This window comes from Alloscardovia theropitheci, assembly GCF_004332295.1.
Lineage (GTDB): Bacteria > Actinomycetota > Actinomycetes > Actinomycetales > Bifidobacteriaceae > Alloscardovia > Alloscardovia theropitheci.
Genome location: NZ_RXLP01000008.1, coordinates 37,632 through 51,207 on the forward strand (window position 1 = coordinate 37,632; position 13,576 = coordinate 51,207).

Annotated in this window: 10 protein-coding genes and 1 pseudogene; 9 read left to right on the forward strand and 2 right to left on the reverse strand. The window is 45.7% G+C overall.

The window, feature by feature from the left end; translation table 11 throughout:
- Nucleotides 1-15: 15 nt before the first annotated feature.
- From leuD to EJ419_RS02235, 6 genes and pseudogenes are all read left to right on the forward strand, one after another.
- Nucleotides 16-714 (forward strand): 3-isopropylmalate dehydratase small subunit, encoded by a 699-nt coding sequence (gene leuD, locus EJ419_RS02210; RefSeq protein ID WP_131283298.1) that lies wholly within the window; start codon nucleotides 16-18, stop codon nucleotides 712-714.
- 208 nt (nucleotides 715-922) lie between these two features.
- Entirely contained in the window at nucleotides 923-2,059 is a 1,137-nt protein-coding gene (locus tag EJ419_RS02215) for a tRNA-dihydrouridine synthase (protein WP_131283299.1), read from the forward strand.
- Between the two features lie 351 nt (nucleotides 2,060-2,410).
- Nucleotides 2,411-3,733, forward strand: a complete 1,323-nt coding sequence (gene murA, locus EJ419_RS02220; RefSeq protein WP_131283300.1) for a UDP-N-acetylglucosamine 1-carboxyvinyltransferase — start codon at nucleotides 2,411-2,413, stop codon at nucleotides 3,731-3,733.
- A gap of 149 nt (nucleotides 3,734-3,882) precedes the next feature.
- Nucleotides 3,883-4,764 (forward strand): annotated as a pseudogene (locus tag EJ419_RS02225) (lysophospholipid acyltransferase family protein); the annotation flags it as partial.
- A gap of 246 nt (nucleotides 4,765-5,010) precedes the next feature.
- A complete protein-coding gene (locus EJ419_RS02230; RefSeq protein ID WP_131283301.1) occupies nucleotides 5,011-6,009 on the forward strand; it encodes an NAD(P)H-dependent glycerol-3-phosphate dehydrogenase in 999 nt (332 codons plus the stop codon).
- Between the two features lie 41 nt (nucleotides 6,010-6,050).
- Complete coding sequence (locus tag EJ419_RS02235; RefSeq protein ID WP_131283302.1) at nucleotides 6,051-7,184, forward strand: D-alanine--D-alanine ligase family protein; 1,134 nt, start codon at nucleotides 6,051-6,053, stop codon at nucleotides 7,182-7,184.
- A gap of 242 nt (nucleotides 7,185-7,426) precedes the next feature.
- Here the strand turns inward: EJ419_RS02235 and EJ419_RS02240 are convergent, their stop codons facing one another.
- Complete coding sequence (locus EJ419_RS02240; protein WP_131283303.1) at nucleotides 7,427-8,356, reverse strand: mechanosensitive ion channel family protein; 930 nt, start codon at nucleotides 8,354-8,356, stop codon at nucleotides 7,427-7,429.
- Between the two features lie 403 nt (nucleotides 8,357-8,759).
- On the opposite strand from EJ419_RS02240, the gene rpmB reads away from it, so the two are divergent.
- The 3 genes from rpmB to rsmD all read left to right on the forward strand — a co-directional run bounded on the left by rpmB (nucleotide 8,760) and on the right by rsmD (nucleotide 12,270).
- Entirely contained in the window at nucleotides 8,760-8,954 is a 195-nt protein-coding gene (gene rpmB / locus EJ419_RS02245; RefSeq protein WP_018142574.1) for a 50S ribosomal protein L28, read from the forward strand.
- Between the two features lie 341 nt (nucleotides 8,955-9,295).
- Nucleotides 9,296-11,617 (forward strand): ATP-dependent DNA helicase RecG, encoded by a 2,322-nt coding sequence (locus EJ419_RS02250; protein ID WP_131283304.1) that lies wholly within the window; start codon nucleotides 9,296-9,298, stop codon nucleotides 11,615-11,617.
- 77 nt (nucleotides 11,618-11,694) lie between these two features.
- Nucleotides 11,695-12,270: a 16S rRNA (guanine(966)-N(2))-methyltransferase RsmD gene (gene rsmD, locus EJ419_RS02255; RefSeq protein ID WP_131283305.1), complete on the forward strand. Its 576-nt coding sequence runs from the start codon at nucleotides 11,695-11,697 to the stop codon at nucleotides 12,268-12,270.
- Here the strand turns inward: rsmD and EJ419_RS02260 are convergent.
- A complete protein-coding gene (locus EJ419_RS02260) occupies nucleotides 12,249-13,472 on the reverse strand; it encodes an MFS transporter (RefSeq protein ID WP_240680307.1) in 1,224 nt (407 codons plus the stop codon). The genes rsmD and EJ419_RS02260 overlap by 22 nt on opposite strands.
- Nucleotides 13,473-13,576 lie beyond the last annotated feature (104 nt).

A 13,576-nucleotide genomic window follows, 5' to 3' on the forward strand; every position in this document is an offset into this window, starting at 1 on the left:
AAAGCAGGAAAAGTAATGGAAAAACTTACTGTATTTACGGGAACTGGAGTCCCGCTGCGACGTTCAAGTGTCGACACTGATCAGATTATCCCAGCAGTTTTCTTGAAACGAGTAACTCGCTCAGGATTTGAAGATGCGCTCTTCTACGCATGGCGACGTGATCCTGAGTTCGTTTTGAATCAAGAGGCATACAAGAATGGATCCGTCCTCGTAGCAGGGCCTGATTTTGGAATTGGTTCTTCGCGTGAACATGCTGTGTGGGCGCTGCATGATTATGGCTTTAGAGTAGTAATTGCTCCACGATTTGCCGATATCTTCTACGGCAATACTGCAAAAAATGGTGTATTAGCTGCGCTCATGCCGATGGAATCTATCGAACTGCTCTGGAAGCTTCTTGAAGAAGAACCAGGAACGGCTATAACCGTAAATCTCGAGAATCGAACGGTTACTTGTGCAGATGTGACGCTTCCATTTGACGTAGATGATTACGTACGCTGGCGTTTAATGAATGGTTATGACGACATTGATCTCACTCTTCAGCATGAAGATGACATCGAGGCGTATGAGAAAATGCGTGCCGAGAAATTCCGATTCAAGCCAAAGACGATTCCAGCGCTGACAACTCCATCGGAAGTTGTTCAATCAGCACCCGAGGTGGTTATTACGGATTGGGCTGGACCACTTTCCGATCGTATTTCTGAGAGCGACAAGTGACCAAAATCGCGAGTAGGCGTAGATAGAAGGTCCGTAAGAGCTTGTCTCATCTCATATCATTCGTGGAATCTATCGAGTGCGAATGAATTTTTTGCAGGATGGTCGAAAACGTGGAAACGTTCTTGACCATCTTCTTTATAAAATGCTTTGTGAGGAGCAGGAAGTAAGATACAAACAGGTACAACATGCAAAAAATTATGGAGAAACCATGAGTGCTACGCAGTTTTACGATGTTAAATTAACCTACGAAGACAATTATGAGCGAGGGCCTTTCGGTGATTTTGCCGGACTGGATAAAACGCCTAGAAGTTCTAAAAGTTATACAGGAGAGAATACGGCGCAGGGTTCCTTCGATTTCTTCAGGCAAAAGGTCAATACTCCATTTGGTATCCCGGCTGGTCCTTTGCTTAATGAGCATTTCACAACAGCAGCTTTCCGTGCAGGATTTGATATTGCTACCTATAAGACGGTACGCTCACGCGCATGGGGGTGCAATCCATTCCCGAATGTGCTCTCCGTTCATCCAACTTCAGCTGATGGTTCTTTGACCGCAAATTCCCCAGAAACGATTCAAGGCCTTCTTGCAGATACGAATTTCGGTGAGCCAAGCGATATCTCGATTTCAAATTCGTTCGGAGTTCCGAGCCAAGACCCTGATGTATGGCAGCCCGATATGAAGAAGGCGATTGAACAAGCTGGAGAGGGCCAACTACTTCTGGCGAGTTTCCAAGGATCTCGTACCGCAGATATGACAGAAGAAGAGTACATTGCTGATCATGTGACCGCTGCTCGTCTTGTCGTTGAGACGGGAGCTAAAGTTCTTGAAATGAATACGAGTTGTCCAAATGAGGGCAAAGGCCGTTTATTATGCCATAATCCGGAGCTTGTAGGCAAGATTACTGAAGCTGTTAAAAATGAAATCGGCGATATCCCGCTCATCATTAAGCTCGCATATATGGCTGATGATCAAAGTGTTGAAACGATGATGCGGTATACGGCTGTGCGCCAGAGCGTTCAAGGATTTGCCACAATTAATACTATTTCAGCAAAGCTGATTGATAAGAATGGTAATCAAGCCTTGCCGGGTGTAGGCCGCGAAACTTCAGGGGTGTGCGGTGCAGCGATTAAGAAAGCTGGACTGGATATGGTGGAGCGTGTAATTCGCGTGCAGCGAAGTTTGGGAATGAACGATAAGGATTGTGGTGTTATAGCAGTAGGTGGTGTGACATCTGCAGCAGATTATGTGCTTTATCGTCAGCTTGGCGCTACAGCGGTAATGAGTGCTACTGGTGCTATGTGGAACGCTCAGCTTGGGGAACAAGTTCGTGAAATCATCGCGCACTAATTTCTTACGCGATGACTTCGCGATACCTACACGCTACATTCGCGATACCTACGCTTTATCACGTGCTGAGTGATGGGCTAAGCGCATAACCACAGGCTGTTCAATGTCTGAGGTAAAAGGTTAGCGAATATTCACAGCTCAACCACAATAGATATGACACACTAGAAGTAAGTAGAAATGCCAAGGAGCTCAGATTTGTCGTTATAAAGAAAACGTTGGGTACAAGGAATCAGGCATTTGGGTGCTTGCATACCAAACGAATTACGAAGTATCACGCGCAATTGAAGATATAAAGTGTGGTGAGATACTTCATAGGGAACGACGAAACAGCTCTTGAGAGAAAGCGTTGACATGACACGTGAAGATGATGTTTTACACGTAGTGGGCGGAAAACCACTTGGCGGTGAAATTAAGGTACGAGGTGCAAAAAATCTCGTATCCAAGGCAATGGTAGCGACTCTATTAGCGCCGGATACGTCTGTTCTTAAAAACGTCCCAGAAATACGCGACGTTCAGGTAGTGTCTGATTTGCTACGCTTGCATGGAGTTGATACAACCGTTGATGGTAAGACCGGCGTTGTAACGATTAACGCAAGCCATGTAGAGATGCCAGCCGTATCTGACGTGGAAACATTATCAGGTTCTTCTCGAATCCCAATTCTTTTCTCTGGGCCACTTTTGCATCGTTTGGGCGAAGCGTTTATTCCTTCGCTTGGGGGATGCCGTATTGGGGATCGCCCAATTGACTATCATTTAGAAACGTTACGCAAGCTTGGTGCTGAAGTTGACAAAGAGCATGAAGACGGTATTCATATTACTGCACCAAACGGTTTGCGTGGTACAAAGATTCACCTTCCTTACCCATCCGTTGGTGCAACAGAACAAACTCTTCTTGCAGCAGTGCTAGCAGAGGGTAAAACTGAGCTTTCTGGAGCGGCAATTGAGCCAGAGATTATGGATTTGATTGCTATTTTGCAAAAGATGGGCGCAATCATCTCTGTAGATGTCGATCGCACAATCCGTATCGAAGGTGTCAAGGAGCTCAAGGGCTATACTCATACAGCGTTGACTGATCGTATTGAGGCAGCTTCTTGGGCAGCAGCTGCTTTGGCTACTCGAGGAGACATTTTCGTTAAGGGTGCTACACAGCCTGAAATGATGACCTTCTTGAATGTGTATCGCAAAATTGGTGGCGAATTTAACGTCACTGATGAGGGCATTCGTTTCTGGCATCCAGGTGGGGATTTGAAGCCTGTTGCAATTGAGACTGACGTTCATCCGGGATTCATGACCGATTGGCAGCAGCCATTGGTTGTGGCACTCACCCAAGCTAAGGGCTTGTCTATCGTACACGAGACTGTTTATGAAAACCGTTTCGGGTTTACTGAACCACTCGTTAAGATGGGGGCAACGGTCCAGCTATACAAGGAGTGCCTTGGCTCGCTTCCATGCCGATTTGAACAGCATAACTTTGAACATTCGGCAGTAATCTTTGGGCAGACTCCACTTACCGGTCGTGATATTGACGTGCCAGATTTACGTGGTGGCTTCTCTCATTTGATTGCAGCACTTACTGCAACGGGTGAGTCTAATGTTCGAGGAATTTCCTTGATTGATCGTGGATACGCAGATTTCCGCGGAAAATTGACAGCTCTAGGAGCAGACTTCGATTAAAAAGATGGGATGAACCGTGACGATTATGATGCGTCAATAATTCATCTATACCGATACAAGTAACACAAAACGCCTAGTTAAGCACAAATTCTGTGATGAACTAGGCGTTTTGTATTGGATAATAGAGCGCCCGCTTTAGAATAGAGCCTATGGTATCTCGAGGAAAACCAAGTCCAGGAAATTCTGTACCGCCGTTGAGCTCAGCTCAGGTACGAAAATTAGCGAACAAACATCATTTGAGTGACCCGTTTAAATATTTGCCAACTGGTGTCCCTCGCAGAAATAATGAAGAAGAAATCAACGCTCAAAATCCTGTCCAAGCTAAGCGTTTGCTTGACATGATTTCGGGTGTGGCGCATAGCCGTATGAAGGCGTACTCGTGGGGATTAGAGAATGTGCCTGAAGATGGCGTATTTATTACGGCTGCTACGCATGTGACCCAGTTTGATGTATTTGCTCCGATGTGCGGACTCTTCCATCAAGGGCGTAGGCCGCGGTATATGGCTAAGGCTGAGATGGCAAACTGGCCTATTATCGGCGAGTGGTTTAAAACCGTGGGTATGCAACCAGTGCCACGTCGAAGTGGTAAAGCTGATGCGATTATCCATGAGTCGGTCCGTATCTTAACTGAAGATAATCGTCCTTTAACTATTTGGCCAGAAGGAACGGTAACTCGTGACCCACTCAAGTGGCCGATGAGTTTGAAAAGTGGTATGGCAATCATAGCGTTAGAAGCTTCGCGTAAGCTTGGCAAACAGGTTCCATTATTCGTCTCTGTCACATGGGGTGCTGCAAGCATCAATCATTTCTTCCCATGGCCACGAAAGAACGTCGTCATGGCGTACGATACTGCTCTCGATTATTCCGATTTGCTTGAAGGCATGGAAAATTGGGAGGAATACGGCGCTCCACAAAAGGCTGTGGAGGAATTAACTGAGCGCGTAGTGAGCCGCATGGAAGTCCTTATGGAAGAGATTCGTGGGGAAAAAATGCCAGCGGAAGGACGTTGGGACTTCAGAACGATGAGCCGAAAGCCACGTCCTGTGTATGAAAAGTCTCAAGAGGGCATAAGTGGTTCAGCGCGAGAGGGCGAAGTAACGGTTACTGTTGTTGATACGACGGCGGATGCAGCGGTTGGTAATCCGGTAGATGGTGCATCAGAAAACTTCGACCAGATCGATAATTCGGCTGAGAATTCGGCAGTTGAAAATTCGACAGTTGAGAATGTAGAAATTACAAAAGCTCAAGATGTGGACATGGATGGCAAGGAGTAAATAATGGCACAAATAACAGTTCTCGGAGCAGGAGCATGGGGCACTGCGTTCGGCCAAGTACTCGCGGATGCTGGAAATAATGTCACGATGTGGGCTAAAGAGCCTGAAATTGTGGAAGCGATTAATTCTGAACACAAAAACCCTGTGCGCCTACCAATCGTGGATAAATTGCCTGACAATATGAGCGCAACAGGCGATCGTGAGGTAGCTGTTAAAGATGCCGACATCATTGTCGTTGCTATCGCAGCGCAGTTTGCGCGTGTAGCATTAGAGGAATTCAAATCATTCATTCCTTCTAATGCAATCGTCGTTTCTCTTATGAAGGGCATCGAGCGCAATACAGATAAACGCATGGACGAGGTTGTGACCGAAGCTCTGAACCTTCCTATGGAACGTTTCGCAGCCGTCTCTGGCCCAAATCTTTCGAAGGAGGTTGCTCTTCGACAGCCAGCTGCTGCAGTAGCGGCATCCGTTAACCGTCAAGTTGCTGAAAAAGTTGCGAAGGCAGCAACCAATTCATATTTCAAGACCTTTGTTAGCGATGATGTCGTGGGTATTGAAATGTGTGGTTCTCTCAAGAACGTAACCGCGCTCGCAGTCGGAATGGCTCGAGGCGCTGGATACGGTGAGAATACAGCTGCAATGATTGAAACTCGAGGTCTGAAGGAGCTTACTGAACTCGGTCGTGCGCTTGGGGCAAAGCCAGAGACATTCTTCGGTCTGGCTGGAGCAGGCGATTTGATTGCTACATGCGGTTCGCCATTGAGTCGAAACTATACGTTTGGTGCAAACCTTGGCAAAGGAATGAGCGTTGAAGAGGCAACAGCTGCTTCAAATGGTGTAGCAGAAGGTGTGCCAACGACTGCAGCTGTAGTGGCTTTAGGAGAGCAATATGGCGTTTCTACACCATTGGCATCCGCTATGAAGAATGTCCTTGAAAATGGCATTTCATGCGCGGATATGCTTAGCCAGCTCTTCGACGACGAGATGGTCGAAGAGTAGCCAGGCTAGGCTAAATAGGATTGAAAAGGATCGTACACACGATGAGTAAGAAAAATATCGTTGTTTTATACGGCGGAAAAGCTGACGAGCATTCAATTTCATGTATTTCTACATCTGGAGTGCTCAATGCGTTAAATCATGAGAAATTTAATGCGATTCCTGTGGGAATTACAAAAAGTGGGCAGTGGATTGTCAATGGGCAAGATCCACGAACATGGTCACTTGATGATTCGAAAGCATCAGGAAAACTCCCAGAAGTTGAACCAACAGAAAACTCCCGCTACATAGTTCTCGATCCTTCGCGTGGAGGCGATGGATTCTTGGCAATGAATTCTGATGGCTCTGTTGAATCTATTGGTCATATAGATGCCGTATTTCCTGTATTGCATGGTCCATTTGGTGAGGATGGAACTGTGCAGGGATTGCTTGAAATGATGAATGTACCTTATGTAGGATGTGGAGTTCTTGCATCGTCGGCATGCATGGATAAGCATTACACCAAGGAACTTTTGCGCGAGGCCGGCATTCCTGTGGCTGATGGGTTTACTGTGGATGCACGTCATGAGCAGCAACGCTCTGGTGATTGGCTCCAAAAGCGTGTATCTGATGAAGGATTGCAATACCCAGTATTTGTAAAGCCATCTCGAGCTGGTTCTTCATTTGGAGTAACACGTGTGGATGCGGCTGATGCTGGCAAACTTGAGGCAGCAGTAGCTGAGGCGGCTAAACACGATTGGCGAATTCTTGTCGAGCAAGGCGTCAACGGTCGAGAAATTGAATGTGCCGTGCTAGCTCCACGTGCTGGTGAACTTCCACGTACGTCTTTGCCGGGTGAAGTTGTTATCGATGCCCATAATACAACTGATTTCTATGATTTTGATAGCAAATACATGGATGATCAGGCATCTCATGTCGAAGTACCTGCCAGCCTTCCACAAGAAACCTTGGAGAAAGTTCAAGAAGTAGCTGCTCGTGCGTTTATCGCGGTAGATGGAAGTGGCCTGAGCAGAGTCGATACATTCGTTACTACGGATGGAGACGTGATGGTTAACGAAATTAATACGATGCCAGGATTCACACCGATTTCTATGTATTCAAAAGCGTGGGAGGCAACCGGATTGCCATACTCGGAGTTGATTACAGAGCTTATCGAGGGAGTGCTCGAGGAGAAGTAGGAAATATACGCGTATCTGTATATGTAGTCATCGATACATCCCGTGCATATGCAGTCCCCGCGTATTTTTTGCAAGTTCGACCGTCGTCAGTGCATAAATAAGAAAATCGGATATACAAAGCGGGATAACTTGCAAAAAAATAATGAATAAGCCGACCAATGCGTTACTATTGGTCGGCTTTAGTGTCCTTTGAGACTTTGGATTTTAAGAAAAGGGCATATTCACCTTATACTCGAACGCAATTAATCCTTTTCATCTTCGTTGCTATCTTCGTCCTCATCGTCAGCAAAAATTTCAACTGGTGGTTTCATGATTCGAGTTGCCACTAAATCGGCCAAATCCGATGAAGGGCCTAGATTGTTTAACGCAATCGTTGATGCTGTCGGTGTGGTTGGGGTATCTTGCGCAGTTGCCATGTAAGGTTTTCCTGCTAGAGCGCGCGCGGTCGCATCTTGGATGATGGCAAATGATGTCTTATCTTTTGCATAAAGGATTACGTTAGCTTCGATTCCGTACGCGGTGAAACTCGTTAAACGTACAGTTGGAGTCGTACCTCTCATAGCATGATTGAGAGTAGCGTTTTTCACAGTTTCAACAATGTCAGCAACAGTTTCGCGCACATTAATATTGGATTTGAGCAATATCGGCAAAGTAGTAAGTGCTTCATTCGTACGTGGAAGTTTTTCAAGAGTAGCTGTATTGAGGACAGAGTTTGGGATCCACATTTCATTGCCGCCACGTTCAGTAACGACAGTATGCCTCCATGTCACATCCTTAACAGTGCCACGAACCCCATTAATTGCTATACGATCTCCCGGTTTAATAACCTTTCCAGCCATAAGCCCGAAACCGCTGACTACATTCGAAATGGTAGCCTGTAAACCAAGAGAAATAGCAACACCACCGACTCCAAGAGCTGTTATGAGGGAATTAGCTTCAATTCCAAAAACAGGTTTAAGAACGACAATCGCTGCCAATACCCAGATAGTTACGCGAGTGATGTTGATGTACAGTGATGTGCTTGGAATAGGGGAGCGATCAAGAACCGCGTGCATTCCTTTAGCGGTATACCGTGAGATGAGCCATGCCAGAACGAACGCAATTGCGAAAAAGATAATTCGGTCTGTGTGGCTATTAATCCATGAAGTAAACGGTTGCAAAAAATCTGACATGAGGCCTCAACTACTGTGATTTATCTGTACTATCTGAATTAATGTATATCTTTTGCGTATCCGGTACAAGGAGATTGCGTATATCCCGCCGATATTTTCACAGTGATTTCGTTGAGGGCGTAGCACGCGAGGATTGAGGAGAAAACCACAGAGAAAACCGTGGAGCAAATGGAGAGAAAACCGAGAAGAAAAAAACGGAGAAAATGACAAAGCAAGCAAGCGGGAAAATGATGGAGAAATTGTTAAGCTGTGAGGAATGACGGGGAGTCAAGATTTGCAAAGGTCTGCCTCCTCGTGTAACATAAAGAAGTTGTTTGCGCTAGGTGGATTATGCCCACAGGCTTATTTATCTAGATGCATGGAAGATGTGAGTTTAAGACTTAAATAAGCAGAGGAGTCCATCATGGCAGCTCGTTGCGCAGTATGCGGTAAGGGTCCACAGACCGGTTATAGCGTATCGCATTCGCATATTCGTAATAAGCGTCGCTTCCTGCCAAACCTCCAGGCTGTGCGTACTACTGTTGATGGCGAGAACGTTCGCCTCCGCGTGTGCACCTCTTGCCTTAAGGCTGGCAAGGTTCAGCGTCGCGTGGCATAGTTAAGCCACGAACTAACCCCGGGAGAAATCCTGGGGTTTTTTATTGCCAGCGCCGAGCTGATAATAGCCGGCTTATAGGCAATAAGTTCGTGCGAATTGGGGCTCTTACAAGCTATCCATACTGAATTTTTTGCAACTCGTCCCGTTTAATTATCTTTCACAGCTCGTATCCGTTCGCGAAATGGGAAGATCTGCAAAAAATAAATTGGAATTGACGAAAAAGTAATAGATTGAAAATCGGCCGTAAGACTGGTATACATTTAGCGCCACGATTACAGTAAGATTAAATCAAGTCGTGAAACGCGACCAGTCCAGAAGACTCACAAGTATAGGGAGCTACAATGGTTGATATTCATTCAGCAATATCATCGGTGCTAACGAACAAGCGCCGCATTGGTGCCCTTAAAAAGCTAGGTGTTATTACCATCGCAGATGCTATCGGCTATTACCCGTTCCGCGCTACGAACCGAGTACCGGTAAAATCAATTGATGATATAAAAATTGGTGAGAATGTAGCTTTCAGTGCAACAGTAATGGACACGCGTGTGACTCCAATGTCCGCTCGAAATGGGTATCGAGTAGAGGTGCGCGTAAGTGATGGTTCGCGTGTAGATGCGCGTCTTGTCTATTTCACGTATAAGAAATATTACGTTTCATATATTACAAATCGCCTTTATGCAGGTGCGCAACTTGCCGTCCAAGGAATGCCGAGTGAATATGGCGGTTTTATTCAATTTACGCATCCGCAGACATGCGTTGTCCGTGATGATTCATTCGACGTCCCACGATCGGGTGAAGCGGACACAATAGAGGAAGCAATTGATCGTCTGAGCCGGCCGCGACCTGTTTATCATGCGAACTCAACGATTTCATCTGAACATATTCACGAATCAATTGTGAGCATGCTCAAGGCTCTTGCGGGTGAAATGCCTACGATTCGGAAAGAGGAGGATGCGAGCCCAGAAGTGCTCGATGAGTCAATTGTAGATATCGAAAAGCTTTGTCATGTTATTCCTGATGTCATACCTGAATCTGTCCGAGCTCAGCGGAATTTGTTGCATAAAGCGGAAGCAATTATCGCAATTCATCTGCCATCTGATGAGCAGAATTTTAATCGTGGTATAGAAACATTACGGTATGAGGAAGCGCTCATATCGCAAACTGCCATGGTTAAGATGCGAGAGGATAATTCTTCGGCTCATGCATACAGTTGTGTCGATGAGCAAGGATATGTCGAGCGGCTTATTTCCTCTCTTCCATTTAAGCTTACGGGCGGGCAGCAGGATGTTATTAAAGAAATTACGCGCGATATGACGTCCGGTAAGCCGATGAGTCGACTTCTTCAAGGAGAGGTCGGATCTGGTAAAACTATCGTCGCGCTTGCTGCTCTCCTCCAAGCAGTGGGAGCCGGTAAGCAAGCGGTTATCGTAGCTCCAACACAAGTTCTTGCACAACAACACATCGCAAGTATCTCGAATATGCTTACGGCAGCCGGACTAAGTGAGATTCCTATTGTACTTCTGCACAGTGGTATGAAACTCGCTGAGCGTAGACGTGCGCTTTCGATTCCTGCTTCTGGTGTGCCATGCATTGTCGTCGCAACTCACGCCGCTTTTGCAAAAACTTTCCAAGCGCCTCATTTAGCAATTGCTGTTATTGATGAGCAGCATCGTTTTGGCGTGGAACAACGTGAGATTTTGCGTTCTGAAATTAATACAGATGGAATGGTGCCGCATATGCTCGTCATGACTGCGACCCCTATCCCGCGCTCTGCTGCAATGACGTGGTTCGGCAACCTTGATATTTCTTGGCTAACGGAGCTTCCAGGAGGCCGAAAGCCTATACGTACGGTACTCGTGCAAGAAAATGACGGCGCAACTATGCGTAAGGTCTTTATACATGCTCGACAACGAATAGATGCTGGTGAGAGAGTATACGTTGTTTGCGCTCGCATTGATGATGATACCGAAATTGACGAGACAATGGATTCCTTTACGGATGAGCTTTTTAATCCGCAAACGGGTGAGCCTATTGAAGACTCGAATCGTAGAACTCTTCACTCGGTAAATGAAATTTCTGAACGTTTGCGCTCGCTTCCACAGTTCTCCGGTATCGAAATTCAAACGCTTACAGGGCGAGATGATGACGAGACGAAAAATGCTGTGATGGAACGTTTTGCGAACGGTGAGGCACCCGTACTTGTTGCTACTACTGTAATCGAAGTAGGAGTGGATGTTCCTCAAGCAAGCTGTATTATCATATTTGATGCTGATAATTATGGTCTTTCTCAACTTCATCAGCTACGAGGTAGAGTAGGTCGTGGCGGTACGCAATCGTGGGCGTTCCTCGTCAATAATGCTCAGCCAGGAAGCGTGGCAGAGGAAAGATTGGATGTCATCAAAAATTCTCTGGATGGAGCTGTGATCGCACAGGCTGATCTTGAATTGCGAGGTGCTGGCGATGTGCTGGGAGACTCTCAGTCGGGAATTGCTTCTTCATTTAAGCTTCTGAGAGTTGTCCAAGATGCGGAAGTTATCGTCCATGCTCGCGAAGATGCTGAGGCTCTTATCGAAAAGGATAAGAATCTGTCTGTCGAACCTGAATTACTCGGAGCAGTGCTTGACTTTGAACGAGAGACAGCTGAATATTTGAAGAGCTCGTGAGTGTGAGTGTGAGTGTGAGTGTAAATATAAGAAAACTATAGTATCTGCAAATAACCCCTAAGTGCTAAGTTATCAGTATGCGCATTATTGCTGGTCGATTTAAAGGTCAAGAGATTAAGACGCCGAAGAACGCGTCGACGACTCGTCCAACGACTGACCGTACGAAAGAGGCGATTTTTTCCCATCTTGAGTCTATGGGGATGCTTGATAATACGCGCGTGGCTGATATCTACGCTGGTACGGGAGCGTTAGGATTTGAAGCTCTTAGCAGGGGAGCGGCTTCGGTAACTTTTGTGGAATCAAATGCGCAGATTGCTCGTTTGATTGCTCAGACTGCGCAGAGTTTTAAAGGGCCTCATGCGCGTGAATTATCTATTAAAATTATTCGTGCGCAGGCGGAAAAATATACGCAAAAAGTAGCAGGAAGCGCGGAACTTTTCGATCTCGTTTTTATGGATCCTCCGTACGCTGTGGAAACGGACACGGTGAATGAACAAATCGCACGTATTAGTACTACTCTTTCTACTGACGGCGTCCTTATGGTGGAACGTTCAATTCGTTCTACGGATATTTCAGCTCCGGAAGGATTTGAAATATACCTACGCAAGGATTACGGCGAAACTGAAGTTTTCTACATACGAAGTTTAGCATAAATATGGATAGCAAGCCCAATTCCGAAAAGAATAGTGGCTGCATTAAATACAATCCCAAGCACAGTAATATTGCTATAGAAATTCGGAATGAGCAAGAAAGCAATCCCAAAGATTGCATATAGCGAGCGGATAATAGTATCGACGCTTCCTAAACGCTGATGGTCATATGAGCTAAAGAGCATCTTACTGAAGTAATTTCCTGAGATGCCAATGACGAAGTAGCCGATAGCAAATGCAATAATCTTCGCCGGGATTGAAGGCATGACAAAAACGAGCAAAAGAGCAGTACCTGAGATAATGTAATCCCAGCAGAAGAAGTGTGTAGGCTTGATACGGATAAATGGCGCGCAAACAGAGCCCAGTAAATCCGCGCCTTGTTGAATAGCAATCACAAGGCCAATCCATGTAACATCTATGTGGATAGACACGAGATAGAGTGGTGCTAATGCAAAAAGTACATCGAGAGCTCCACTGAGAAATGCTTCACACATGATAATTGTCGAAGGCACACGTTGCTGAGAAAAATATCGGATGGAATCATGGAAGCGATATCGTGTTGATTCAGCAGAATCTGATGAGTTAATCAATGGTTGATTATTTGAAATTTTCATCCTCCAGAAGAAGAAAATTCCTGCGACGAAAAATGGAACACTTAGATTTAGCACAACGGAATATGTGACGAACCCAAGAAGTACGGAAGCTGCGAAATTGGACGCAATATTGAGGATATTTCCAGTCAAATATTGAACATCGACAGAACGCTCGATAAGCTCCTCATCATCGTCAAGCGCCTGAGGAATGACACTCGTATCGAGAGCGCTCATAACAGATGTTAAGCAATAAAAAAGAAAATTCACTGCGCACAAGACAGCCACCGGAACGCGCATATACATACATAAAGTCATGAGAATGACGAGGAATACGTACATGCTTTGACATGCGATAAGCCAATTTTTCTTCGCCTTAATGGCATCAATTCGCGCTCCGACAAGAAAACCAAACATCGCCGGAATCATGGCGATAAGCGTAAAAGTTGATAATTGCCCTGCTTCAATGTGATAGATAGATACAAGACCTACGGAAAGCGCTACGGCGTAGAAACTGTCGGCGATATTGAGCAGACTCTTACCATAAATGAGTTGGCGGAAATTAAAGGGGAACGATTGAATCCCAGCGATAGTCTTTTTCATTGTAGTCGTCATCGTTACTACTTCTTTCTCGCCTTTTGGGAGAAGCAGCAATTCTGGAAGTGGGAGCCCCCCTAAAATAAGTATTAACAGTTAGTGTAATACTCTGATTCTAGGAG